Consider the following 24,898-nt stretch of genomic DNA (forward strand, 5'->3'; position numbering starts at 1 on the left):
ACGCGCTCCCGCGGGGATCCCGGATCGGCTCAGGGTGCGCCGTCGCGTCGCCCGAACCCGCGGGGTCGCCTGCCGCGGTGCGCCACCTGCCGCGGGGCGGCTCAGAAGGTGGGGCGCATCCAGCTGGCCTTGCCCTCGGCGCGCAGCGCGGCGCCCTCGGGCGACTGCTCGGACGGCTCCCCGGCGCGCCGGAGGTCGTCGTGCGCGGCTTCGCGCTGCTCGCGACGCTCGCGCAGGCGCCACATCACCGCGCCGCCGCCGAGCGCGGCGAGCAGTGCGATTCCCGACAGGAGGATGATCGCGTCTCCCGAGATCCCGATGAGGGCTTCCATGGCGCACACGGTACGCCTCCGCCCCGGCTCGCGACAGATGCGTCGCGAGCCGGGGCGTCAGCTCGCGTCAGATGACCTCTGCACTCCAGCGATCCGGGTTGCCGAAGCGGTGAGCCGTGATCGTGATCGCCTGCTCGCGCAGGAACGGCAGCAGCTCGATGCGGCCCGCGGTCGTGACCTCGCCCGCGTACACCGCGAGATCGGGATCGCCGTCGACGCCCGCGGCGAGCGCGGCACGCAGGCCGGCGACGGATTCGGGCGACCCGACCAGGCGCGCGCGGGGCGGGCGCTCGTCGTCCGAGATCAGCTGCCCGACGGGGATCGTGGTCGTACCGGCGGACGGATCCGCGGCCGGATCGGCGGCGGCCGGTTCCGGTGCCCCGCCGACGCGGCGGATCCACTGCTCGTCCGACTCGACGAACACCGGCACATCCAGCTGACCGAGCACGCGCCGCACGGCCGGGGGCAGGCCGACGGGCGCCGACAGCGTGAACCCTCCGCCCGCGCGGATGCCCGCGATCGCGACGCGCAGCACCGCCTGCCAGGTGGCGTCGGCGGTCGCGCGCACCGCGAGCGGCACCGGGCGATAGCGGAACAGGTTGCGCTCGATGCCCAGCTCCGAGACGTCCTTGACCTTGCCGAACTCGCGATCCCACGCGATCGCGTCGGACAGCGCGGCGCGGCGCAGCCAGTCGTACTCCTCGTACGACAGCGACGGCTGGGCCGCCTCGATCAGCGCCACGATGCGGGTGTCCAGGCCGCGCAGGTGCAGCGACTTGCCCGAGGGGCCGCCGGTGGACGAGCGCCACGACCCCAGCCCGATCAGGTAGTTCGGGCCGCCCGCCTTGGTCCCCGCACCGACCGAGGAGCGCTTCCAGCCGCCGAAGGGCTGGCGCTGCACGATCGCGCCTGTGATGCCGCGGTTGACGTACAGGTTGCCCGCCTCGACCGTGTCGAGCCACTGGGCCAGCTCGTCCGGGTCCTGCGTGTAGAGGCCCGCCGTGAGTCCGAAGTCGACGGCGTTCTGCAGCTCGATCGCCCGCGCGAGTGTCGGCGCGTGCATGATGCCCAGCACGGGTCCGAAGAACTCCTCGCGGTGGAAGCGCGATCCGGGCTTCACTCCCGTGCGGATGCCCGGGGTCCAGAACCGGCCTTCCTCGTACTGCCAGCCGGTGTCCCGCAGCGGCTTGGGCTGGACGAGCCAGTTCTCCCCCTCCTCGAGCGTGGTGAGCGCCCAGTCGAGCTTGCCCTTCGGGACCTCGATCACGGGTCCGACCTCGGACAGCGGATCGGACGGCGGGCCGATGCGGAGCGATCGCGTCGCGTCGACGAGCTGGCGCGCGAAACGGCGGGAGCGGGCGACCGGGCCGACGAGGATCGCGAGCGAGGCGGCCGAGCACTTCTGACCGGCATGGCCGAACGCGCTCTTGACGAGGTCGGCGGCCGCCAGATCGAGGTCGGCCGACGGCGTGATGATCATGGCGTTCTTGCCGCTGGTCTCGGCGAGCAGCGGCAGGTCGGGACGCCAGCTGCGGAACAGCTTCGCTGTCTCCCACGCCCCGGTCAGGATGACGCGGTCGACGGCCTCGTGCGAGATCAGCTGGCGGCCGAGGTCGCCCTCCGAGATGTCCACGAGCGCGAGCACGTCGCGGGGGACGCCGGCGTCCCACAGCGCGTCGGCGACGACCGCCGCGCAGCGGCGGGCCTGCGGCGCGGGCTTGAAGACGACGCCCGAGCCCGCGGCGAGCGCGGCCAGCACGCCGCCCGCCGGGATCGCCACGGGGAAGTTCCACGGCGGGGTCACGACCGTCAGCCGCGACGGCTGGAACACCGCCCCCGGCACGCGGTCGAGCTCGCGCGCGGTCGCGGCGTAGTAGGCGGCGAAGTCGACGGCCTCGCTGACCTCGACGTCCGCCTCGGCGAACACCTTGCCGGTCTCGGAGGCGGCGACCTCGATCAGCTCGCCGCGGCGCGCCTCGAGCGCGCGGGCGGCCCGCTGCAGCACCGCGCTGCGCTCGGCCGCGGGACGCCGGCCCCACTCCTCGCCCGCGGCGCGCACGCGTGCGATCACGGCTTCGAGCGCGGACTCGTCGTCGATACGCGCCGCCGCGATCGTCGCGTCACCCGCGGTGGACGACGGGATCCGGGCCAGGATCTCGCGCGACCACGCCCGGTTCGCGGGAAGCGCCGGATCCGTGTCGGGGGCGTTCTGGAAGCCCGGCGCACCCTCGGCGCGCCCGACCTCGCGCCGCGCGAACACCGCGGTCTCGACGAAGTCGGCGTCCGCGACCGCACGGAACTCGTCAGCCGGATCCACCGCCACGGTGTCCTCCGGCGTCGCGAGCGCGGGCGTGTGCGATCCGCGCGCGATGTCGGTCGCGATCTGCGTCAGATCGCCGTCCGCGTCGGAGGCCGCGACCTCCTGCGGCGTCGGCGACGCCGCGCGATCCTGCTTCCGGTTCGCCCCGACCGGCAGCGAGGGATCCGCGGACCGCTCGACCGACGCCACGAAGCGGTCGCGCTCGCGCTCGAACAGGCTGGTGTCCTCCGCCATGCCGAACGCGGCGGACAGGAAGTTCTCGCTCGACGCGTTCTCCTCGAGCCGGCGCACGAGGTAGCTGATCGCCACGTCGAACTCGTCGGGGCGCACGACCGGCACGTACAGCAGGACATGGCCGACCTCGCGCGCGACCGCCGCCACCTGGCCTTGCGCCATGCCGAGCAGCATCTCGAACTCGATCTGCTCCCGCACGTCGCGCTCGCCGGCGAGCAGCCATGCGTACGCGATGTCGAACAGGTTGTGCCCCGCGACGCCGACGCTGACCGCGCGGGCGTGCTCGGGGTGCAGCGCGTAGTCGAGGCACCGGATGTACGACGCGTCGCTGTCGAGCTTCGATGCGTGCGTCGCGACGGGCCAGCCGTGCATCTTGGCGTCGACGCGCTCCATCGCGAGGTTCGCGCCCTTCACCAGCCGCACCTTGATCGGCGCGCCGCCCGCGTCGACGCGCTCGGTCGCCCACGCCGTGAGCCGCTCGAGGGCCGGCAGCGCATCGGGAAGGTAGGCCTGCAGCACGATGCCCGCGCGGTAGCCCTTGAGCTCGGGCGCCGCGAGAAGCCGCTGGAACACCGCGATCGTCAGATCGAGGTCGCGGTACTCCTCCATGTCGAGGTTGAGGAACGTGCCGTGCAGCGCCGCCGACAGGTACAGCGGCCGCAGGCGCTCGACGACGTGGTCGACGGTCTCATCGAACGCCCACATCGACAGGTGGCTCGCGATCGCCGAGACCTTGACCGAGACGTAGTCGACATCCGGGCGCTTCACGAGCTCCTGGATGCCCGCGAGCCGGCGCTTGGCCTCCTGCTCTCCCAGCACGGCCTCGCCGAGCAGGTTGAGGTTCAGCCGCGCGCCGCCCTCGCGCAGCTTCGCGAGCGCGGGGCCCAGCTTCTCGGGCCGGGCGTCGACGATCAGGTGCCCCACCATCTCGCGCAGCACGCGGCGCGCGATCGGCACGGTGGGCACGGGCAGGAACGGCGCGACCGTCCCACCCAGCCGCACGGCCCCGCGCAGGTACCAGGGCAGGAAGCCGGGTACGAGTGGCGCGACGCGGCTGAGGTTGCCCGCCGCCGCGGACGCGCTCTCGGGGCGCATCACGCCGTCGACGAAGCCGAGCGTGAACGGCAGCCCGTTCGGATCCTGCAGCACGCCGGCCAGTCGCGCGGCGGCCGGATCGGCGCTGTCCTTCTGCGCTCCTTCGGGGTCGGGCACGGCCTCGCGCACCCAGCGCTCGGCGAGGGTCACGGCCGCCTCCACGAGGTGGTGGGAGGCGTCGGTGACGGTGGGGTTCGGGTCGAGATCGTCGGCCATGCGATCAGCCTAAGTACCCGGATCCCGGATGGCGACGAGCGCGCCCGATATCCGCAACGGCGTCGCGCTTCGCGGGCCGGACGTGCCTCGCATCCCGAGCACTGACAGGATGAGCGCATGCGCTCGGGGGACGCGCTCACGTATGCGGAGGTCGGCGGCACGCGCCGCGACGACCTCCTCGGCCGCCCTCCGCGCGGATACCGGCCGATCGACCGGCGCGCCCGCATCGGCGACGGCGAGGACGCCTGGCGCGCGGCCGGCGACGCGATCCTGCATTGGGGCATCCAGCGGCGCTCCGGCATCCGGGTGGACGCGGCGGACCGCCCGCTCGCGCCGGGCGACGTCGCGGTCCTGCGCATCGGTCGCTGGCCGCGCGACGTGCCGTGCCGCGTCGTCTACGTGGTCGACGAGTCCACGGTGCGCGGCTTCGCGTACGGCACGCTGCGCGGGCATCCCGAGCGCGGCGAGGAGGCCTTCCTCGTCGAGCGGGACCCGGACGGGTCCGTGTGGGTGCACGTGCGCGCGTTCTCGCGGCCGGCGAACGGGTTCTTCTGGGCGGCGTACCCGCTCGTGCGGCTGATGCAGCACCTGTACACGGAGCGCTACCTGCGGGCGCTCGCGGACGACCTTCCCGCGGGAGCCCGGCGATGAGCGAGCAGACCCGAGCGGGCGACCCCCGAACCACGACCCAGGCGGCGGGGGCGAGGCCCGCACGGCGCACACCTGCAACCTGGATCCGCGTCGCGGCGGGCAGTCTGCCCGCCACCTGGGTGACGGTCGCCGCCACGGGCGCGTTCCTCGGCGCGACCGTGGCCTTCGGCGGACTCGCGGACGCACCGGCCGCCGAACCCGAGCCGCTGCCCGTGCACGCGCCGGGCGACACGCACACGAACGAGCAGTTCGACATCCGTGTCGATCGGGCGGTGCTGATCGACGAGCTGCCGGGGTCGGGCACGTTCCCTGTGGCGGGCGAGCGCGTGCTCGCCGTCACGGCGACCATGACCAACATCACCGACGAGCCGCTGCTCAGCACCCAGTTCGCCGGCGAGACGTTCGTGGCGGAGGCCCTGCCCGACGAACGTGCGGGCGGCGGCGGGCCCGTCACACCGTCGGTCGCCCGCCTCGACGACGCGACGACGAACCCGTACCTGCAGCCCGACGTGCCGGTCGAGGTCGTCGTCACGTGGCCCGTTCCCGCCGACCTGCTGCGCGAGGGCGACTCGCTGCGCGTGACGCTGTCGGACTACGAGCGATACGACTTCGAACGCCTGGGTGGATCGGAGGACGACCACGTCTGGACGGACCCGCGTCCGGCGGCGTACGTCGACCTGCCGATCGAGGACGTGGGTGCCGGTGCGGATCAGGAAGAGGGCAGCGGATGAGCCCGCTGAGTCGCACGCGCCTGCATTCGGCGGGGCGCTGGGCCGTCGGCATCGGGCTCGTCGCCGCCGCATGGGTGGTCGCGGCGCTCGCACCCGACTCCGACTTCGCCAAGCAGGAGTTCCCGGTGGCGGCGTCCGTCGGGGAGCTCGCGCAGGGTCGCAACCTGCAGCTCACGGTGCTCGACGTCGCGGGCGCGTCGGAGCTCTCCGACGCGCACGGCTGGCGCGGTGACGGTCCCTGGCTGCTCGTGACGTTCGAGGCCGAGGCCATGTTCGAGGAGACCGGCGCCTCGCTGGCGCGGATGGACCTGCGCATCCCCGACGGCGAGGGGGGCGACCGCACCTACCGCGCGAGTGAGCGCCCGAACTTGGCGGCGGCGCCGCGCGAGCGTCTCTCGATCGGTCTGCCGAGCACCGCGACCGCGGCCTTCGAGCTCCCGGCGGACGCACTGGAGGACTCCGAGGCGAATCGCCGCGCGGTCGTCGAGTTCGGATTCGACGCCGTGAACCGGCAGCTGGACTCGGTCATCCGACTCGACGTCGACCTCACGGCGCTGCCGTTCGACGCGCCCGCCGACATCGCGGATCGGGCGTGGTCGCGATGAAATGGTGGCGACGGAACGCCCTCGCGCTGGCGGCGCTCGCGCTCCTCATCCCGGGAGCGGTGGTCGTGATCGGAGGGCAGGAGTGGATCACCTACTACGGCTTCCGCCCCATCTCTCCGATCGACGTCCGCGAGGGCGAGAGCGCGGACTTCGCCGGCGCGACCTTCGGCCCCGCACGCGTGTCCGACGGCACCGCGACGCAGCGCGAGAGGATCCCGAATGGCGCGAGGATCCTCGTGGCCGAGATCCCCGTGCAGCCCGGCGCGGAGTCGCCCGGCTGCACGGTCACCCTCCGGGAGACGACGGGACAGCGGCGCCACTGGGAGGTCCAGCCGAACGCCCTCGACCGGACGGGGCATGTCTCCTGCACGACGGAGAACTCCGGGCGCTACGTCGTCGAGGCGCCGTTCCTCGTGCCCGCGGATGCGACGGGGCCGTTCGCGATCGAGCTGGTCGTCGCAGGGCAGCAACCGCGGTTCCTTCGGCTCATCGCGCCGTGACGTCCGCGCCGACGGGCCGGGGCGCACCTGGTGGCAGCGGCGCGCCCGGCGGCACGGCGACGGCCGCGGGTGCGACCGCGTCCGCGGGGAGCGCGCCCGCGCTGCCTCCCGGCACGAGCCGGCGCAGCGTGGCGTCGTACGCGGCGGCGACGACGGCGATCAGCACGGGCTGCAGCAGGATGTCCGGAATCCGCCGCACCGCGTTGCCGACCGCGAGCCAGAACGTCTGGAAGTCCTGCGGGCCGATGATCCGCGTCTGGAGCCACAGCAGCAGCGGTTCGAGCGCCGTCACGATCGCATACAGCAGCACATAGCCGCCGATCAGCACGGGCCCCGCTCGCCACATCAGCACGACCGCGCGCGCGATGGGTGCGAATCTCGAGGTCGCGAGAGTCGACGTGTCCCGCACGACGCGCTTGACGGGTGCCCCGAGTCGCTCGTAACGACGTCGCACGTGCCCGAATCCGCTCGACAGCTCCGGCGCCTTCGCCGCGACCGCATGACCGTAGATCGACCCCGCCACGGCGAGCCAGGCGACGGGCAGCAGGATCACGGCACCGGCCTCGCCGATCAGCCAGATCAGCGCGTCCCACGCCCAGACGATGGGGAACAGCATGTCCGCCAGCCAGACCCGGGCGTCTGCGAGCCACACGATGGCCATCCGACCCTCGACCCAGCCCGTGACGATCCCGACGAGATCCAGCACCAGCATCAGGCTGACCGTCACCCAGAGCGCCTCGAGATACACGCCGAGCGGCGTGAGCCAGCCGATCTTCTTGAGGCGGGCCCGCCCGAGCATCCAGCGTGCGGCGAACGCGACGGCGACGACGGTGAGGGAGACGGGTGAGACGATCAGTTCGCCGGGCACGTAGTCCCATTCCCGGGGTGAGCCGCTCAGGTCCGGGTTCGCGAAGTCGATGTGATCGAAGGCGTGCTCGCTTCGCACAGCGAGAGCGCGCCCGATGAACTCCCACATGTCGTTCTCGAGGTAGCTGTACGCCGTGTAGAACGCGACGAACGGCACGATGCCACCCAGCAGGGCGCGGCCGAAGTCGCGGCGCCGCTCCGCCGAGTCGAGCGGCAGCGGTGCGAGCGCTCCGAGGTGACGCAGACCCTCGCGCACGACGAGCAGCATGGCCACATAGGCCGTCAGCTTCGCGAGCGGCGCGAGCGGCAGCAGCAGCGCACCGCCCAGGTCGCTCCATGCCCCGACGAACCCCGCCAGCTGGATGGCGGCGTAATGCGCGACCACGCCCGCGAGGTACCACGCGAGCAGCGCGGGCCAGTGGGCGGCCAGCAGCCGCCCCGTGGTGGCGAGCATCCCGAGCACGCGCCCACGCTATCGCGCCCGGCGCGCCCGCGATGGGCACGACCGAGGCGTGCACGCCCGCCGCCGGGAGGCCGGTGCCGATAGAGTGCCGCGCGTGGGGGCGAGCGTCACGCAGACGATCCGGCGGGCCGGCTCGCTCGTCGCGCGCGGCGCCGTCACGCTCGGCCGTGGGTTCTGGATGACGGTCGCCGTCCTCGCGCTCGCCGCCGGTGCCGTCTGGCTGCTGGGCGGCTTCGCGCCGGCGCACCGAGACCCCGCACCCCTCGCGGCCGTCGCGCCCGGCGACGCGCACGTCAGCGATCAGGTGACGGTGCGGATCCTGTCGGCCGAGCTCACGGACGATCCGGAGCTGTTCCTCGAGGAGGGCGCCGAGGCGCTGAGGGTGCAGCTCGAGGTCACGAACAACTGGACCCGGCCGCTGGGCACCACGGACGTGATCGACCAGGTGCTGGAGTTCCCGCAGGTGCCCGAGCAGAAGCCCGACCGCACCTCGCGCGCGGACGGGGGTGCGATCGGGTGGCTGCAGCCCGCGGTGCCGACGCCGATCCTGCTGCAGTGGGAGGCCCCGGCGGGCGCGATCGATCCGGATGCCGGCCTGCGCGTCATCGTCTCGGATGGCCGGCTGCGGCAGTTCCAGCTGATCGACGACTCCTGGACGTGGGTCGATCACCGGCCCGCGGCCGAGGTCGACGTGCCGATCGCGGATCGCACGGGAGCGACGTCATGAGCCGCGCCGCCACGTGGCTCACCGCCCTGGGCATCGCGATCGCGGCGTGCGTGGTGAACGCGCTGACTCCGCACGCGCATCTGGCCTACTCCACGGCGACGCACGAGATGCCGTTCGACGTGCCGATGGCGATCGGCGAGACCACGCACGGCCGTACGTTCTCGGCCCGCCCGACGGCGGTGCGGTCCGCCCACACGATCGAGACAGACGACGAGGAGCGGTTCGAGGGCACGTTCCTGATCGTCGACCTCATGCTGGATGCGACGGGGGCGGAGGCGCCGACGCTGCTGCAGGGCGTCCAGCTGGAGACGGACGGACGCACCTACTTCCCCGTCCCGCGCATCCCGGGCACGCTCGAGTCCGCGACGCTGCGCGCGGGTCTGCCCGTGACCGGGAGCCTCGTGTTCGAACTGCCCGAAGACGGGATCCAGGGTCGCGCGCAGCTGCGGCTGTCGAAGGATGTCGTCACGCGCTTCGACGACCGCCTCGTGCTCGACATCGACCTCGGGGCCGTGGAGGTCGCGCCGGTCGAGACCGTCGAGCGATCGGGGTGGGCCGGATGACGGCGCCGCAGCCGTCCGTCCCGACAGCAGCGTCGTCGCGCGCGCGCCAGGCGCTCATCCTGTCGGGCGTGACGCTCGCCGCCGTCGTCACCCTCGCCCTGTCCGGCTGGAGCAGCTACGAGTCGAGCGGCCGCAGCGTGCATGCGATCTCGGTGGCCGAGGGCGCGGGTCACGACGGGTTCGGCGCCGCGTGGCAGCCCGTCGTGCTGCGGGACGTCACGGCACTGCAGGATCCGCTCGATGACCCCCTGCCGGAAGGCGCGCGGCTGCTGGAGGCGATCGTCGCGGTGGACCCGCGGGAGGAGGGCATGCGCTGCGGGATCTCCTCGCTCGCCGAGGCGCCGAGCCGCGCCCTGCTCGAGCACCGACCCGGAGCGGTCCCGCCGCGCACGTGGGCGCCCGAGGCCTTCGCGAGCCTGGCGGACGACGTGGAGCGCACGGACGCGTGCGATCCCGAGTCGTCAGGCCCGGCCGAGCTGCGGGGCGTGTTCCTCGTCCCGGGCGACGTCGCCGACGAGCTGCTCGTCTCGGTCGATGTCGTCACCGACACCGGACGCGACAGGCTGCGCTTCGCCGTCCCCGCTCCCCGCGGCTGACGCGCCGGGACGGGCCGACAGGTGCCCGACCGCGAGGTTGCAGGCCGCGGCGACGAGCGCGATCAGCAGCGGCGTCACGACGAGCGTCGGAAGCAGGGCCATCTGCGGCACGAATGCGTGCAGCACGCTCGAGGTATCGTGCGGGCCGACGAGCCGGGACACGATCCACAGCACGAGCGGCTCGACGGCGCCGATCAGCGCGTAGACCAGGCAGTACGCGGCGAGCACGACGGGTCCGGTGCGGCGCATCAGGCGCAGGGCGCTGCGGAGCGTGTCGGTCTGGTCGACGACCTCGCCCACGACGGTCTCGCCCACGCGGCGCCCGGCGGACGCCGGCCGGGCCTGCTCGTCGAGGGAGCGGCCGTACACCGTCGCCGCCGCGAGCATCCAGGCGATCGGCACGAACAGCGCCTCGAACAGCACGGTCGTGAGCGGCCCGATCGCATCCCACAGCGCGACGAGCGGAGCCGCGATCTCCGCGAGGGCGGCGCGCGCGTCGTCGATCCAGACGCCGAGCTGACGCCCCTGCAGCCACTCCCCCGCCCGGCCGAGGGCGTCGTCGAACGCGTACTCGGTGAAGAACACCCACAGCACCTCGAGCAGCACGGCGGCGCCGCCGATCCACCAGAGCAGCCGCTCCTGGGACCGTCCCCACGCGACCCGCAGCGCGAGGCACACGACGATCACGATCACGGTCGGCACGTTGAGCCCGATCACCCAGAGCTCGGGCGGGTCGCCGCCCCACGCCGCCTGGTGGGCCGCGGCGGCGAGCTCGAGGTAGCTCCGCCAGTCCTGCTCGAGCAGGCCGCTGACGTAGTAGAAGATCGCGAACGGGCCCGCCGCGCCCAGCACCGCGCGCATGAACTCCGCGACGCCGGGCAGGTGCGGATCGACGAGGCCGTCGAGCTCGTCGCGCACGACGAGCAGCATCGCGACGAACACCACGAGCCGGGCCAGCATCGCCAGCGCGAGCACGAAGACCGCGAGGAACGGACTGAAGCCGGCGACCTCGGCCGCGGCGTGCAGCACCAGATCGCGGATCAGGACCCCCGCGATCCACCAGGCGAGCAGCTCCATCCACCGGTGCGCGACGATCCGCCACAGGTCGGTGGCGATGCGCACGGCGATCATGGCGCTCAGGCTAGCGGGAACTCAATCCCAGTCACTCGGCGCGGGTCGTCGCGTCGAGGGCAGCGCCACGTTGCTCGCCCACTCGTGCGTCCAGGCGGGCATCTCGGGCAGCTCGTCCTCGAGCCCGAGCGCCTCGAGCAGCTCGTCCATCGGAACGGTCCCGCCGGAACGGCGCAGGATGCGGCCGCGGATGAGCGCGCTCGCGTAGATCTCGCCGCGCACGACAGCGCGGTGCTCGAGGTAGAGGGCTCGGTCGTCGTGGCCGACCCAGCGCGACTGCAGCTCGAACCGCTGCCACAGGTTCAGCGACTTGCGGAACGTGACGGTCTCGCTCGCGACGACGGGATACCAGCCCTTCTCCCTCATGATCTCGGCGAGATCCGTGCGCACCATCAGATCCCACCGCCCGAGATCGAACAGCGACAGGTACCGGCCGTTGTTCATGTGCCGCAGGACGTCGATGTCGGTCGGCAGCGTCGTGAGCCGGATGCGGCCGACCGCGGTGGGGGCGAGACGCCCCTGTCGCCGACGCCGCCGGCGCGCCTGGAGCATCACGAGAAGGGTTCGCCAGATCACGTTCACGAGCCACGATGCTGGCACGATCCGCCCGCCGCGACCGCGTTCGTTGTGAGGCGGCGACAACGTGACGCGTCGATTTCTTCTGCGGCCTCGTCGGTGCGTAGAGTCCTGCCATGGCAGCCGAATCGCTCACCGACCTGCTGATCCGACCGATTCGCGACGTGGACGCCGAGGCGATGGGGCGCGTCCACGCGAAGGTCTGGCACGAGACCTACGACGGTCTCATCTCGAGCGCCACGCTCGCGAAGGTCTCGCCGCGCCGCATGGCGGAGCTGTGGACCCACTACACGTCGCAGAACGACGAGATCCGGCACGCTGCGGCCCTCGTGAACGGGGAGATCGTCGGCTTCGCGGCCAGTGGTCCCGCCCGTGAGGCGGACGCTCCGGCCCCGCGCGAGTTCTACTTCGTGTACCTGCTCGACTCGTGGCACCGAAAGGGCATCGGTCGCGCGCTGTTCGACGCGGTCGTCGACGACGGCGAGCCGCTGTACCTCTGGCTCGCGGAGCGGTACCCCGGCGCGCGCACGTTCTACGAGAAGCGCGGCTTCCACCTCGACGGCGGGCGCCGCGAAGAGCCGTTCCTGGGCGAGACGCTCGCCGAGGTGCGCTACGTCCGTCCCTGATCGCCCGGTGCTGACGATCTGGCCCCTCGCGGGGATCCCCGAGATCGCCGCGGGCACGGATCTCGTCGACGTGATCGCGTCGGCGATCGAGGCGTCGGAACGCCTGCCCGACGGGGGCGATCCGCTCGTGGACGGCGACATCCTGGTCGTCACGAGCAAGATCGTCTCGAAGGCCGAGGGGCGGTTCGTGACTGCCGACGACCGCGAGGACGCGATCACGGCCGAGACCGTGCGCGTGGTCGCGACCCGCACCTCAGAGAACGGCAGCGTCACGCGGATCGTCGAGAACCGGCTCGGCATCGTGTCGGCCGCGGCCGGTGTCGATGCGTCCAACACCCCGGAGGGGACGGTGCTGCTGCTTCCCGTCGACCCGGATGCGTCGGCACGCGCGCTGGCGGCGGGACTGCGGGCGCGGTTCGGCGTCGACGTGGGCGTACTCGTGTCGGACACGCTGGGTCGGGCATGGCGCGACGGCCAGATCGACCACGCGATCGGCGCGGGCGGCGTGCGGGTGTTCGAGGACCTGCGCGGCTCGACCGACGCGCAGGGTCGCCCGCTGCACGTCACGCTGCCGTGCGTGGCGGACGAGCTGTGCGCCGCGGCCGACCTCGTGAAGGGCAAGGCCTCGGGCATGCCCGTCGCGGTGGTGCGCGGCCGCGCGGACCTGGTGGGCGATCTCGCGCTGCCGGGCGCCCGTACCATCCCGCGCACGGGAGAGCGCGACATGTTCCGCCTCGGCTACGACGAGGCGTTCGCCGAGGGGTTCGCGACCGGGGCGGCGTCGGTCACGTAAGCGCCGGGGACGTGCCGCACGCCCCCCGGGACGCGTCGACCTCAGCGCTGGGTGAAGCGCGGCGCGCGCTTCTCGCGGAAGGCCGCCATCCCCTCCTTCTGATCCTCGGTGTCGAACATCGAGGCGAACAGGTGCTTCTCGAGACGCAGGCCCTCCGCGAGCGGCATCTCGAGGGCGGCGTCGAGGGCGGCCTTGGCGCCGTACAGCGCGGAGAGCGGCTTCTCCGCCATCGCCGCGGCGAGCGCGCCGGCCTCCTCGAGCAGCTCCGCAGCCGGCACGACGCGCGAGACCAGGCCGATCCGCTCGGCCTCGGCGGCGTCGATCATGCGGCCGGACAGGATGAGCTCGGCCGCCTTGTAGTAGCCGACGGCGCGCACGAGGCGCTGCGTGCCGCCGATGCCGGGGATCACGCCGAGCGTGATCTCGGGCTGCCCGAACTTCGCGGAGTCGGCCGCGAGGATCACATCGCACATCATCGCGAGCTCGCAGCCGCCGCCCAGCGCGTAGCCGGACACCGCGGCGATCACGGGCGTGTGCACGTCCGCGAACCCGCGCCAGCCGTCGAAACGCCCCTCGACGGCGATGTCCCGACCGCGCAGGCCCTCCATCTCCTTGATGTCCGCGCCGGCGGCGAAGGCCCGCTCGGATCCGGTCACGACGATCGCGCCGATGCCGCCGTCCGCGTCGAACGCGGTCGCCGCGTCGGCGAGCTCGCGCATCACCTGCGCGTTGAGGGCGTTGAGCGCGTCCGTCCGGTCGAGCGTGATCCATCCGACGCGGCCCCGCGTCTCGGTCCGGATGGTCTCGTACGGGCTGGCCTGGTCAGCGGTGTCGGTCATCCTGCCTCCTCGCGTGCGTCGCACTCCAGCATGCCGCACGCGAAGACCGCACCGGCGGGCGCTCTCGGCCCGCGCTCGGCACCGCCGACGCACACGGGTCCCGTTGAGTGAGAAGCGGGCGGTCAGGGCCCGGGACCCCCGATGGCATGCTCTTAGTGGCTCGTGCCACGGCGGCGTGCCATCCCCCACAGAACCGAGGAGCTCCGGTCGATGAAACTGCTCTCCCTGCTCAGCGTGATCGCCCTCACCGGCGCACCCGCCGTCACCGCCGGCCCGTCCGCGGCCTCCGCGCTGACGTGCCCGCCCGCGGTCGCGAAGGTCACCGCGGTCGCCGCCGAGGTCGCCGACGGTCTCGACCTCACGTCGTGCGGTGCGCCCAAGACCGTCGTGGCCGACGACATCGCCGTCGCGATCCCGGCACCGGGAACCGGCGTCATGGCGATCGGCGTCCAGACGGACGGCAGCGACGCGCACCTCACGGTTCAGACGGACGCGGAGGGCGTCGTCAGCGTCACGGTCGAAGACCATGCGGCGGTGACCGCACCGCAGCGCGCGGCGGCGGTCTCGCGCTGCAAGGACAACGCGGTGCACGTGCAGGGCGTGAAGTGGTACGCGTCGCCCACGTATCGGATCAACACGTCCGAGCGCCGTCCCTCGAACCTCTCGTCGGCGACGTGGACCAACCTGATCACGCAGTCGTGGAGCACCGTCAAGAACGGCACCGACGGGTGCGGCCTCACGCGCGCGCTCGCGGTGCCCGGCAGGATCGGGGCCGCCACGACGGTCGACGCCAACATGAGCGGCAACACCTGCACGAAGCCCGACGCGCACAGCGTGATCGACTTCGGCAACCTGACCGGATCGACGCTCGGTCTCACCTGCGTCGTCTTCAAGACCCACAGCGGTCACGACGAGATCCTGCGCGCCGACGTGCGGCTCGACAGCTCCAGCCGCGCGTGGATCACGAACCCGAAGGGCTGCACGGGCAGCAGGTTCGACGCGCGCTCCGTCCTCACGCACGAGCTCGGCCACGCGGTCGGGCTCGCCCACGCGGTCGAGCGCGGCGGCAACGACCTGACCATGAGCCCGCAGATCACCGCATGCAACGCGTCGGCACGCCTGTTCGGCGCCGGCGACCTGACGAGCCTCTACTCGCTCTACAAGAAGTGAGCCCCGAGATGCGCCGACTCCCCGTCACCCTCACCCTCACGAGCGCGCTGCTGCTCGGCCTCGCCGGATGCGCGGGCGCGACGTCGCCGAGCGCGTCGCAGGCACCGGACGATCAAGCAGTCGTCTCCGAGCAGGCGTGCGCGGCCCCCACGCTGAGCCTCTCCCCCGACCGCGCAGCCCCCGGCGCCGACGTCGAGGTCAGCGGCGACGGGTACCTCGTGTGCGAGGACACGGGTCAGCAGGTCTCGGAGCCGGATGCCGTGTCGGCCGTCGACCTGTACTGGGTGCAGGGCGGCGAGACGATCAACCTGGGCGAGGCCCGGGTCGCCCAGGACGGCACGCTGAGCGGATCCTTCACGGTGCCGGCGGATGCCGAGCCCGGTGAGCTCGAGGTGATGGCCGGCGACGGCCTGCACGTCAGCTCCGAGCCGGCGGCCTTCACCGTCGAGTGACGCCGCCGCGCCTCAGCGGCGCGGACGCATCCGGACGTCGCCGAAGCGCTGCGCGATCGGTGCGATGACGCGGTCGCGCGCCGCGATCCAGCCCCCCGCCATCGCGACCAGCGAGATCACGAAGATCCAGAAGCCGGTCCAGTTCACGGCGTCCTGACCGCCGTACATCGCGTTGAGGTTGCGCAGCGCACCCGTGGCGAGCACGAGTCCCACGTGCACGATCACGAAGCCGACGAAGAACAGCATGGTCGGGAAGTGGATGGCCTTCGCGAGATCCACCGGGAACATCCGGTTCAGGCGCCCGACTCGGCTCGAGGGATCCGTCTCCCGCGGCCAGAACGCGCTGAGCCGCGCGCCCGTCAGGATCGCCAGCGGCGAGGCGAGGAACACGATCGCGAAGTAGGACAGCTGCTGCAGCCCGTTGTAGCCGGTCCAGCCGCTGTGCGTCGGCCAGTCGAGCGAGACGTACTGGATGAGCGCCGACAGCGCGTTCGGGAAGACCTCCCAGCTCGTCGGCACGATCCGCACCCAGTGCCCCGTCGCGAACAGCAGCACGACGAACGCGACGCCGTTGAGCATCCACAGCACGTCGACCGCGATGTGGAACCAGATGGTGAGACTCATCCGGCGCTTCTTGACCCTGCGCGACGTCCACAGCCCGCTGGGCGTCCTCTCGCCGCGGATCCGGATCCCGGATCGGATGATCAGCAGCAGGAAGAAGGCGTTCAGGAAGTGCGTCCACGACAGCCATGCCGGGACGCCGATGCCCTGCCCCTCCGGCATGGGCGCCGCGCCCGGGTACGCGGCGAGGAACGCCTCGACCGGGGCGAGCGACGCGATCCAGCGCGTGAAGAACACGGCCGTGAACGCCAGCACGGCGAGCGTCGCGGCTCCGAAGACCCCGTACACGGCGCGCAGCGGCGTCGGGATGCGGGCAGGGGTCACGAGTAGATCATGCCAAGTCCCACCTCATTGTTCGTTGAGCGACGAACATGGGACCGCGTGGCGCGAGCTCAGCGGGCGAGCCGCACGCGCCGTCGCGGGAGGGGTGCCGCACGCGTGCACCCCTCCCGCGCGCCGGATCAGACCAGGCGCTCCTTGGGCGAGACGCTGTAGGTGTCCTCGGGATCGGTGTTCGCGACGCCCGAGAGCGCCTCGTCGATCGCGGTCATGACATCCGGCTCGAGCTTCACGCCCGACGCCTTGACGGTGTCGGCGAGCTGCTCGGGGCGCGAGGCGCCGACCAGGGCCGCGGCCACGTTGGGGTTCTGCAGCACCCACGCGATCGCGAGCTGCGGCATCGTGAGCCCCGCCTGCTCGGCGATCGGCTTGAGCTTCTGCACGGCCTCGAGCACCTCGTCGCGCAGCAGGCGCTTGATGAAGACCGCGCCGCTCTTCTCGTCGGTCGCGCGGCTGCCCTCCGGCACGGGCTGGCCGGGCAGGTACTTGCCGCTCAGCACGCCCTGCGCCATGGGCGAGAACACGATCTGCGAGATGCCGAGCTCCTGCGAGGCGGGAACGACCTTGCCCTCGATGACGCGGTGCAGCATCGAGTACTGCGGCTGGTTCGACGCCAGCTGGAAGCCCAGCTGCTTCGCGAGCGCGTGTCCCTCGCGCAGCTGCTCGGCGGTCCACTCGGACACGCCGATGTACAGCGCCTTGCCCTGGCGCACGATGTCGGCGAACGCCTGCATCGTCTCCTCGAGCGGGGTCTCGTAGTCGTAGCGGTGCGCCTGGAACAGGTCGACGTACTCGACGTTGAGGCGACGCAGCGATCCGTGGATCCCGTCCATGATGTGCTTGCGGGACAGGCCGGTGTCGTTCGGGCCCTTCGGGCCGATCGGGAAGTAGACCTTCGTGAAGATCTCGAGGCTCTCGCGACGCTGGCCCTTCAGCGCCTCGGCGAGCACCTCCTCCGCGGCGGTGTTCGCGTACGTGTCGGCGGTGTCGAACGTGGTGATGCCGGCATCCAGCGCGGCGTGCACCGTCGCGATCGCGGCGTCGTTCTCGACCTGCGATGCGTGCGTCACCCAGTTGCCGTAGGTGATCTCCGAGACCTTGAACCCGCTGTTGCCGAGGTAGCGATAGTTGACCATGGCATCACGCTATCGGCGTGCGGGCACCGCCGGGCGCCGAGCGGGCATGTCCGTCGCGAACGGGCGGGCGCAGACGAGGCGCGGCGGCCGGATGACGCGGCGGGCGGTCAGGCGGTGGCCGCCGCGGCGGCCTGATCCTCTTCCGTCGCCACGAGCTGGCCGCAGGCGCCGTCGATCTCCTTGCCGCGGGTGTCGCGAATCGTGGTCGGCACGCCCGCGTCGTTCAGGCGGCGCACGAACTCGCGCTGCACGGACTTCTCCGAGGCGTCCCACACCGAGCCGGGGGTCGGGTTCAGCGGGATCGGGTTGACGTGCACCCAGCCGCGGCCGCGGGCGTTGAGCTTCTCCGCGAGCAGGTCGGCGCGCCAGGGGTGGTCGTTCATGTCGCGGATGAGCGCGTATTCGATCGAGACGCGGCGGCCGGTCCTGTCGAAGTAGCCGCGCGCGGCGTCCAGCACCTCGTCGACCTTCCAACGCGAGTTGACCGGGATCAGCTCGTCGCGCAGCTCGTCGTCGGGCGCGTGCAGCGACAGCGCGAACGTCACGGGGATGTCCTCGTCCGCGAGCTTGCGGATGGCCGGCGCGAGCCCGACGGTGGAGACCGTGATGCCGCGGGCGCTCATCCCGAGGCCTTCCTTCTTGTCGACCATGGTGCGCACGGCGTGCATCACGCGGGCGTAGTTGGCCAGCGGCTCGCCCATGCCCATGAACACGATGTTGGTGACGCGCTCGTCCGCGTGCTCGCGGCGGCCCAGCTCGCCGTTCGCGATCGCGCGGTTGGCGCGCACGATCTGGTCGATGATCTCGGCGGACGACATGTTGCGCGTCAGACCCGCCTGACCGGTCGCGCAGAACGGGCAGTTCATGCCGCAGCCGGCCTGCGACGACACGCACAGCGTGATGCGTCCGGGGTACCGCATCAGCACCGACTCGACGAGCGCGCCGTCGTGCAGGCGCCACAGGAACTTGATCGTGTCGCCGTTGTCGGTCTGCAGCCGGCGGACCTCGGTGAGCAGGTTCGGGAGCATGCCGCCGACGAACTCCTCACGACCCGCGGCCGGCAGATCGGTCATCTCGGCGGGGTCGCTCGTCCAGTGCTCGAAGTAGTGCTTCGCGAGCTGCTTGGCGCGGAAGGCGGGCAACCCGAGCTCCTTGACCTTCTCGACGCGCTGCTCGGGCGTCATGTCCGCCAGATGCACGGGCGGCTTGCCGCGCTTGGGGCTCGCGAACTGCAGCAGCGGCCGACCGGACTCGTCCTTCTGCTGCTGCCAGCCCTCGGTCTGGGGACGGACCTGCCGCGTGCCGGTGGCGCGGACGGGGGTGTTCGCGGGGCGCGCGGGCGTGTCGGTCATGCCTCCAGGCTAGGCGACGGCTCCTGCGAGCGCGCTGGTGCGCACCGGTCGCGCCGCTCCTCAGCCCGCGTGAGGGATGTCCACCCATCCGGCGCCGGCCGCCGCGGAGCGCTCGACGGCGTCGAGCACCCGCTGCACGTACAGACCGTCCTCGTACGAAGGCGACGGCATCGTGCCGGCCGCCACGGCGCGCGCGAACGCGACCACCTCGTGCGTGAAGGTGTGCTCGTAGCCGAGCCCGTGCCCGGCCGGCCACCACGCCTCGAGGTGGGGATGCTCGGGCTCGGTCGCGAGGATCCGGCGGAACCCCGCTTCGGCGCCGGGAAGCGTGTGGTCGTGGAACTCGAGCTCGTTCATGCGCTCGAAGTCGAACGCGACCGAGCCGCGCGAGCCGTTGATCTCGATCCGGATCGCGTTCTTGCGTCCGGCGGCGAAGCGCGTGGCCTCGAACGTGGCCAGGGCCCCGCCCTCGGTGCGCGCGATGAACACGGCCGCGTCGTCCACGTCCACGACGCCCGTGCCCGCCCCGGCGACGGCCGCGAGAGATCCGGAGGACGCGACGAGGGGCCGCTCCCGCACGAACGTCTCGGTCAGCGCGCTGACCCCGGCGAGCCGCTGTCCCGTGAGGAAGACGGCCAGATCGATGATGTGCGCGCCGATGTCGCCGAGGGCCCCGGAGCCCGCCTTCTCGCGCTGCAGGCGCCACACGAGCGGGAACTGCTCGTCGACGATCCAGTCCTGCAGGTAGGTCGCGCGGATGTGCCGGATCGTGCCGATGCGGCCGTCGGCGATGAGCTGTCTCATGACCCCGAGCGCGGGGGCGCCGCGATAGCTGAAGCCCACCATCGACTGCACGCCCCTCGCGCGCGCCTCGACGGCGGCCGCGACCATCGCCTCCGCCTCGCCCACCGAGTTCGCCAGCGGCTTCTCGCACAGCACGTGCTTTCCCGCGGCGAGCGCGGCATCGGAGACCTCGGCGTGCAGGTCGCCTGGCACGCAGATGTCGACCGCGTCGATGTCGGGATCGGCGATCGCCTCGCGCCAGTCGGTGCTCCACCGCGGGATGCCGAACCGGTGCGCGAACTCCTCGACGGCCGCCGCGTCGCGGCCGACCACGAGGTCGACTCCTGCGGACACGTCGAAGAAGCGCGGGGCGGTCTGCCACGCCTGCGCGTGGATCCTCCCCATGAACGAGTAGCCGATGAGGGCGATGCGCAGGGCGGGGGCGTGGTGCATGGTGATCAGACCAGTTCCGTGAGCGGGACAGGGATGGGGCGGTCGCACGTGCTGGCGACCTGGACGGTGCGACCCTCTTGGGCGGCGCGGATGAGCGACTCCATGACGTCGAGCACGTGGAAGCCGAGCTCGCCGCTCGCCCGCGGGGCGCCTCCGGTTTCGACGAAATCCTGCAGCGCGATGCCGCGTCCGGCGCCCGCGTAGCCGCCCGACGGGGGCAGGACGACCCAGCCGTCGCCGCCCAGGAGGTTCACCTCCACCTCGCCGTCGAAGTGATTGGGATCGGGAACCACCATGGATCCGGCGGTGCCGTGGATCTCGATCCGCGACGCGCGCGTGGCGACCGCGTCGAAGGACATCACGAGCGTCGACAGCGCACCGGATTCGTGCACGAGCACGCCCGTGACGTGGGTGTCGACATCGACGCCGATGACCTCGCCCGCCCGCGGGCCGGATCCGATCGTCCGCCTGTCACGCAAGCTGCTCGCGGCGCCGACGACCGAGACCACCGGGCCGAGGAGCGTCACGAGCGCGGAGACGTAATAGGGCCCCATGTCGAACAGGGGTCCGCCGCCGGCCTGGTAGTAAAAGTCGGGATTCGGATGCCAGCGCTCGTGTCCGGGGGTCATCATGACCGCGGTCGCCGCGACGGGCCGGCCGATGACACCGCCGTCGACGGCCACCCGGGCGGTCTGCGTGCCCGTGCCGAGCACGGTGTCCGGGGCGCAGCTGGCGACCAGGCCGGCACGGGCCGCGGCATCGAGCACGGCGCGCGCACCGCCGGTCGTCGCCGCCAGCGGCTTCTCCCCGTGCACGTGCTTGCCGGCGGCGATCGCGGCCAGGGCGATCTCGTCGTGCGCGGCCGGGATCGTGAGGTTCAGGACCACGTCCACGTCGGGGGCCGCGAGCAGCTCCTCCACCGGAAGGGCGCGGGCGCCATCGACGCGCGCCGCGACCGCCTCGGCGCGGGCCGGATCCAGATCGGCGGCCGCGACGACGCGCACGTCCGCGAGCCGCGGCAGCGTCTGCAGATACTGCTCGACGATGTGGCCGCAGCCGACGATGCCGACGCGCAGCGGCGCGGTCACCAGGGACGCGGCGCGCAGCGGCGCGGTCGCGACGTCGCTCATCGCGCCGCCCACAGCATGCCGCGCTCGATGATCGTGCGCACGTTCGGGTTCCGCAGCACATCGAGCGAGTGTCCGGGGGTCGCGACGAAGACCCTGCCCTCGCCCCACAGGCGGGTCCACACGGCGGGCGAGGCGATCGGCCGGTGCCACGGGTGATAGGGCTGCGTGGGGTGCGTCGTGGTGGCCAGCACATCGATGAGGTCGTCGTGCAGCACCCAGTACTGCTCGGTGTCCAGATCGAAGTCGTCGAGGCCGGCCATGATCTCGTGCGCGCGACCGAGGTCGGTGAGCTCCACCGTGTGCGGCAGGTAGTTGTCGCGCTCGTCGCCGGGGCGGTCGTCGGGGTGGCGGCCGGGATGCGTGGCGAACTGGCCGCCGACGAGCTGCAGGTAGTCGGAGCTGCTGCGGAACGAGTCGGCGATGCCGCCGTGCCATCCCGCGAGACCGGTGCCGGCCTCGATCGCGGCGCGCAGCCCGCGCACCTCATCGGCCTCGATCGTGCTCATCGTGACGCTCTGCACGACCAGGTCGGTCGCCGCCATCACCGCGGCATCGGCGTAGACCGCCGGGCTCTCCTCGATCCGCACCTCGAACCCCTGCGCGCGCAGGAACGGGAGGAACAGCTCGGTCGCCTCGACCGGGTGATGACCGTCCCATCCCCCGCGCACGACGAGGGCGCGGCGCCGTCCGGCGTCGGGCATGGCTCTCCTTCTTCCTGTCGGATGCTCGCTGTCTGCTGCGGCGCGGCGTCCGTGCCGCCTGTCTATCGCGTCGGATGCGGCGTGCTGTGCGGCACGCCGCCCAGCGCCGCCCAGCTCTGCAGGACGGCGCGCACGGAGGCGTCGGGCTCCGTGTCGACCGCGCGCGCGAGCGCGGTCTCGAACACCTCGTCGAGCCGCACGCTGCGGCCCGTCTCGGCCGACATGACGGCGGCCTCCACCATCGCGAGGCTGTGCACGTTGCGGCGGGCCGCGCCGGACGGCTCGCCGCCCGAGCGCAGGCATGCCAGGAACTCCGCGAGCGAGGCCGCGATCTCCTCCTTCGGCGCGGCGGCGATCTCCCGCTCGCGCAGGCCCGCGGCCGTCTCGACCGAGACGCGTCCCGCGCCGTCCCACGCGACTGAGCCGCGCTCCGCACTGATCCGCCACGAGCCGTTCCACGACGTCTCGAGCCCGGGAGCGCACCAGCTGCCCGTGTAGACGAACCGCTCGCCGTCCGAGAACGTGAAGATCGCGTGCGCGTTCGCGGCGCCGCGATACCAGCTCCACGAGGGGTTGTGCTCCTCGCAGTACACGGACACGGGCTCCGATCCGAGCATCGACCTGGCCGCATCGAACGCATGGATCGCCATGTCGACGAGCAGGACGTGATCCATCTCCTCCCGGAAGCCGCCGAACCGCGGGGCCTTGTAGAACTCCGTGACGACCGTGCCGACGGCGCCGAGGCCGGCGACCTCGGCGCGCAGCGCATCGAGTGCGGCGTAATAGCGGCGCGACTGGCTGATCATGAGCAGCCGGCCGTGCACCTCGGCCGCGGCCGCCTGCCGCAGCGCGTCCGCGACGGTCGGAGCCGCCGGCTTCTCGCACAGCACCGGGAGACCGATGGCCAGCGCTTCGGTGTTGACCGTCAGGTGCGCAGCGGGCACCGTGACATCGATCACGGCATCGGCCCCGGTCGCGGCCGCGACCTCGGCCACGCTCTGTCCGACGACGACGCCGTCGATGCCCCCATCCGCCAGCGCGGTGCGCGCCACGTCGAGGTCGAGATCCACGAGGCCGACGAGCTCGGCATCGGGCTCCGCGGCGATGGTCCGCAGCCAGGCGCGTCCCATCCCCCCGGCGCCGACCTGCACGACGCGGGTGGGCGCTCCGCCCGGCGCTGCGACGGCGTTCAATTGTGCATCGCCCCCTCGTACCCGCGGCCGTTGTAGAAGTCCTCGAGCTCGTAGCGCAGCAGCGTCGGCGTCGCGCGCTCGGGACGCAGCGTCTTGGCCCACTCCACGCCGTTGGCGATCACCTTCCGCACCTCCGCCTGGTGATACACCGGGTAGTCCTGATCGCCGGGGCTGAAGTAGAAGATCTTGCCGTAGCCGCGGCGGTAGGTCATGCCGCTGCGGAACACCTCGCCGCCCGTGAAGGTCGACAGGAAGACCAGCTCGTCGGGGGCGGGCACGTCGAAGAACTCGCCGTACATCTCCTGCGCCGGGATGAGGAAGGGGTGCGGGATGCCCCGCGCGATCGGATGCGTGGGATCGACGGTCCAGACGATCTCGCGGTCGTTCTTCGAGCGCCACCGCAGCGTGCAGGTCGTGCCCATGAGCTTGCCGAAGATCTTCGACCAGTGGCCCGAGTGCAGCACGAGGAGCCCCATGCCCTCGAGGACGTGCCGCTGCACGCGCTCCACGACCTCGTCCGCGACCTCGGAGTGGGCGGCGTGACCCCACCACACGAGCACGTCGGTCTGCGACAGCAGCTCCTCCGTGAGGCCGTGCTCCGGGTCGTCGAGCGTCACGGTGCGGACGACCGCGCGTTCGCCGAGGTTCTCCTCGATCCCCTCCTTGATGGTGGTGTGCATCCCGTCCGGGTAGATGTCGCGCACCTTCTGCTGCACCTGCTCGTGGCGGTTCTCCCCCCACACGACGACGCGGACGGGGTATTCGGGGGCGAGCGCCGACATGGCGTCCTCCTTCTGTTCAGAGCTGTGGGATGTCTGGGCGAGCGAGGCGGTCATTTGACGGCACCGCCCATCGCGCCGGCCGCGATGTAGCGCTGCGCGACGAGCAGCAGCACGATCGCCGGCAGCGACGACAGCACGGCCGTGGCCATGACGGCGCCCCAGTTCGAGACCTGCGTGCCGAGGTACTGGTAGATGCCGAGGGTCACGGGACGCAGCTCCTCGGTGGTGGTGAGCGTGAGGGCGAACAGGAAGTCGCTCCACGCGAACAGGAAGGCGAACAGCCCGGCCGTGATGAGGGCGTTCTTCGCGATCGGCAGCGCGATCGACCAGAAGGCCCGCACGGGCCCCGCCCCGTCGACGCGGGCGGCCTCGAGGATCGATGGATGCAGGTTCATCATGAACGCGCGCAGGACGAGGATCGCGAACGGGATCGAGTGCGACGCGTCCGCGAGGATGAGGCCCACGACCGTGTTGAGCAGTCCGAAGTCGTTGTACGCCGCGTACAGCGCGTTCGCGATCACGATCCCGGGGATCATCTGCGCGATCAGGATCACGAGCAGGGCGATCCCGATCCAGCGGTACCGGAACTGCGCCAGCGCATACGCGGCGGGCGCGGAGATGACGAGGCAGACGATCACGGATCCGACCGACACGATGAGGCTCGTCACCAGGTTCCCGCCCTGGTCGGCGAGCGCCTGCTCGTAGCCCGCGAAGCTCGGGTTCCAGGGGATGAGGCCCGCGTTGAGGGTGTTGCCGGACGGCTGCAGCGAGGTGTTCACCATCCAGTAGACGGGGAACAGCATGATCGCGAGCAGCACGATGCCGACGGCCGTCGACACGCGTCCGCGACCGGTGCGCCGATCGTGACGCCGCGCGGCCTTCTGGTCGACGGTGATCAGGGCGGTTGTCATGTGCTTCGGT

Annotated in this window: 25 protein-coding genes; 10 read left to right on the plus strand and 15 right to left on the minus strand. The window is 72.1% G+C overall.

Annotated elements, in window-relative coordinates:
- Positions 1–101 precede the first annotated feature (101 nt).
- The gene (locus BJP60_RS14385; protein ID WP_203136550.1) at positions 102–332 is read right to left on the minus strand and encodes a hypothetical protein; all 231 of its coding nucleotides are present in this window, start codon (positions 330–332) and stop codon (positions 102–104) included.
- 67 nt (positions 333–399) lie between these two features.
- The gene (locus BJP60_RS14390) at positions 400–4,197 is read right to left on the minus strand and encodes a proline dehydrogenase family protein (RefSeq protein WP_203136551.1); all 3,798 of its coding nucleotides are present in this window, start codon (positions 4,195–4,197) and stop codon (positions 400–402) included.
- 117 nt (positions 4,198–4,314) lie between these two features.
- Between BJP60_RS14390 and BJP60_RS14395 the strand changes: the two genes are divergently transcribed.
- The 4 genes from BJP60_RS14395 to BJP60_RS14410 are packed head-to-tail and all read left to right on the plus strand — an operon-like array spanning position 4,315 to position 6,684.
- Positions 4,315–4,848: a DUF1990 family protein gene (locus BJP60_RS14395; RefSeq protein ID WP_203136552.1), complete on the plus strand. Its 534-nt coding sequence runs from the start codon at positions 4,315–4,317 to the stop codon at positions 4,846–4,848.
- Positions 4,845–5,579 carry a hypothetical protein gene (locus tag BJP60_RS14400; protein WP_203136554.1) on the plus strand — a complete coding sequence of 245 codons (735 nt, stop codon included), beginning with the start codon at positions 4,845–4,847 and terminating at the stop codon, positions 5,577–5,579. The genes BJP60_RS14395 and BJP60_RS14400 overlap by 4 nt, the downstream gene beginning before the upstream one ends.
- Positions 5,576–6,184 carry a hypothetical protein gene (locus tag BJP60_RS14405; protein WP_203136555.1) on the plus strand — a complete coding sequence of 203 codons (609 nt, stop codon included), beginning with the start codon at positions 5,576–5,578 and terminating at the stop codon, positions 6,182–6,184. Before BJP60_RS14400 ends, BJP60_RS14405 begins: the two co-directional genes overlap by 4 nt.
- Complete coding sequence (locus BJP60_RS14410; protein ID WP_203136557.1) at positions 6,172–6,684, plus strand: hypothetical protein; 513 nt, start codon at positions 6,172–6,174, stop codon at positions 6,682–6,684. The genes BJP60_RS14405 and BJP60_RS14410 overlap by 13 nt, the downstream gene beginning before the upstream one ends.
- Here BJP60_RS14410 and BJP60_RS14415 read toward each other — a convergent pair.
- Positions 6,671–8,014: a hypothetical protein gene (locus BJP60_RS14415; protein ID WP_203136559.1), complete on the minus strand. Its 1,344-nt coding sequence runs from the start codon at positions 8,012–8,014 to the stop codon at positions 6,671–6,673. The two genes, BJP60_RS14410 and BJP60_RS14415, sit on opposite strands and share 14 nt — an antisense overlap.
- Positions 8,015–8,108: 94 nt before the next feature.
- Here BJP60_RS14415 and BJP60_RS14420 point away from each other — a divergent pair, with 94 nt between their 5' ends.
- Together BJP60_RS14420 and BJP60_RS14425 are read left to right on the plus strand one after the other, a co-directional pair.
- The gene (locus tag BJP60_RS14420; RefSeq protein WP_203136561.1) at positions 8,109–8,741 is read left to right on the plus strand and encodes a hypothetical protein; all 633 of its coding nucleotides are present in this window, start codon (positions 8,109–8,111) and stop codon (positions 8,739–8,741) included.
- Entirely contained in the window at positions 8,738–9,304 is a 567-nt protein-coding gene (locus tag BJP60_RS14425) for a hypothetical protein (RefSeq protein WP_203136563.1), read from the plus strand. The genes BJP60_RS14420 and BJP60_RS14425 overlap by 4 nt, the downstream gene beginning before the upstream one ends.
- A gap of 461 nt (positions 9,305–9,765) precedes the next feature.
- On the opposite strand, the gene BJP60_RS14430 is transcribed toward BJP60_RS14425, so the two are convergent.
- Together BJP60_RS14430 and BJP60_RS14435 are read right to left on the minus strand one after the other, a co-directional pair.
- Positions 9,766–11,031, minus strand: coding sequence for a hypothetical protein (locus BJP60_RS14430; RefSeq protein WP_203136564.1), 1,266 nt, complete (start codon positions 11,029–11,031; stop codon positions 9,766–9,768).
- A gap of 21 nt (positions 11,032–11,052) precedes the next feature.
- Positions 11,053–11,613 carry a thioesterase family protein gene (locus BJP60_RS14435; RefSeq protein WP_203136565.1) on the minus strand — a complete coding sequence of 187 codons (561 nt, stop codon included), beginning with the start codon at positions 11,611–11,613 and terminating at the stop codon, positions 11,053–11,055.
- A 110-nt stretch (positions 11,614–11,723) separates the two neighbouring features.
- On the opposite strand from BJP60_RS14435, the gene BJP60_RS14440 reads away from it, so the two are divergent.
- Both BJP60_RS14440 and cofE read left to right on the plus strand, forming a co-directional pair.
- Positions 11,724–12,233, plus strand: coding sequence for a GNAT family N-acetyltransferase (locus BJP60_RS14440; protein WP_203136566.1), 510 nt, complete (start codon positions 11,724–11,726; stop codon positions 12,231–12,233).
- 7 nt (positions 12,234–12,240) lie between these two features.
- Positions 12,241–13,026, plus strand: coding sequence for a coenzyme F420-0:L-glutamate ligase (cofE, locus tag BJP60_RS14445; protein WP_203136567.1), 786 nt, complete (start codon positions 12,241–12,243; stop codon positions 13,024–13,026).
- Between the two features lie 41 nt (positions 13,027–13,067).
- Here the strand turns inward: cofE and BJP60_RS14450 are convergent, their stop codons facing one another.
- Complete coding sequence (locus BJP60_RS14450) at positions 13,068–13,865, minus strand: enoyl-CoA hydratase-related protein (RefSeq protein ID WP_203136568.1); 798 nt, start codon at positions 13,863–13,865, stop codon at positions 13,068–13,070.
- Between the two features lie 210 nt (positions 13,866–14,075).
- On the opposite strand from BJP60_RS14450, the gene BJP60_RS14455 reads away from it, so the two are divergent.
- Both BJP60_RS14455 and BJP60_RS14460 read left to right on the plus strand, forming a co-directional pair.
- Positions 14,076–15,035: a hypothetical protein gene (locus BJP60_RS14455; RefSeq protein ID WP_203136569.1), complete on the plus strand. Its 960-nt coding sequence runs from the start codon at positions 14,076–14,078 to the stop codon at positions 15,033–15,035.
- Between the two features lie 8 nt (positions 15,036–15,043).
- Complete coding sequence (locus BJP60_RS14460) at positions 15,044–15,487, plus strand: hypothetical protein (RefSeq protein WP_203136570.1); 444 nt, start codon at positions 15,044–15,046, stop codon at positions 15,485–15,487.
- 12 nt (positions 15,488–15,499) lie between these two features.
- Here BJP60_RS14460 and BJP60_RS14465 read toward each other — a convergent pair whose 3' ends face one another.
- The 9 genes from BJP60_RS14465 to BJP60_RS14505 all read right to left on the minus strand — a co-directional run bounded on the left by BJP60_RS14465 (position 15,500) and on the right by BJP60_RS14505 (position 24,888).
- The gene (locus BJP60_RS14465) at positions 15,500–16,432 is read right to left on the minus strand and encodes a cytochrome b/b6 domain-containing protein (RefSeq protein ID WP_238439457.1); all 933 of its coding nucleotides are present in this window, start codon (positions 16,430–16,432) and stop codon (positions 15,500–15,502) included.
- 137 nt (positions 16,433–16,569) lie between these two features.
- Positions 16,570–17,583, minus strand: coding sequence for an aldo/keto reductase family protein (locus tag BJP60_RS14470; protein WP_203136572.1), 1,014 nt, complete (start codon positions 17,581–17,583; stop codon positions 16,570–16,572).
- Positions 17,584–17,690: 107 nt separating this feature from the next.
- Positions 17,691–18,935, minus strand: coding sequence for a 23S rRNA (adenine(2503)-C(2))-methyltransferase RlmN (rlmN, locus tag BJP60_RS14475; protein ID WP_203136574.1), 1,245 nt, complete (start codon positions 18,933–18,935; stop codon positions 17,691–17,693).
- Positions 18,936–18,995: 60 nt separating this feature from the next.
- Positions 18,996–20,171 carry a Gfo/Idh/MocA family protein gene (locus BJP60_RS14480; RefSeq protein ID WP_203136576.1) on the minus strand — a complete coding sequence of 392 codons (1,176 nt, stop codon included), beginning with the start codon at positions 20,169–20,171 and terminating at the stop codon, positions 18,996–18,998.
- A gap of 5 nt (positions 20,172–20,176) precedes the next feature.
- Positions 20,177–21,301, minus strand: coding sequence for a Gfo/Idh/MocA family protein (locus BJP60_RS14485; RefSeq protein WP_203136578.1), 1,125 nt, complete (start codon positions 21,299–21,301; stop codon positions 20,177–20,179).
- Positions 21,298–22,002 carry a ThuA domain-containing protein gene (locus BJP60_RS14490; protein WP_203136579.1) on the minus strand — a complete coding sequence of 235 codons (705 nt, stop codon included), beginning with the start codon at positions 22,000–22,002 and terminating at the stop codon, positions 21,298–21,300. Before BJP60_RS14490 ends, BJP60_RS14485 begins: the two co-directional genes overlap by 4 nt.
- Before the next feature lie 62 nt (positions 22,003–22,064).
- The gene (locus BJP60_RS14495; protein ID WP_238439458.1) at positions 22,065–23,195 is read right to left on the minus strand and encodes a Gfo/Idh/MocA family protein; all 1,131 of its coding nucleotides are present in this window, start codon (positions 23,193–23,195) and stop codon (positions 22,065–22,067) included.
- Positions 23,192–23,977 (minus strand): ThuA domain-containing protein, encoded by a 786-nt coding sequence (locus BJP60_RS14500; protein WP_203136580.1) that lies wholly within the window; start codon positions 23,975–23,977, stop codon positions 23,192–23,194. The genes BJP60_RS14495 and BJP60_RS14500 overlap by 4 nt, the downstream gene beginning before the upstream one ends.
- Before the next feature lie 50 nt (positions 23,978–24,027).
- The gene (locus tag BJP60_RS14505) at positions 24,028–24,888 is read right to left on the minus strand and encodes a carbohydrate ABC transporter permease (RefSeq protein WP_203136581.1); all 861 of its coding nucleotides are present in this window, start codon (positions 24,886–24,888) and stop codon (positions 24,028–24,030) included.
- Positions 24,889–24,898 lie beyond the last annotated feature (10 nt).

Origin of the sequence: Microbacterium sp. JZ31, assembly GCF_016805985.1 — a bacterium.
Lineage (GTDB): Bacteria > Actinomycetota > Actinomycetes > Actinomycetales > Microbacteriaceae > Microbacterium.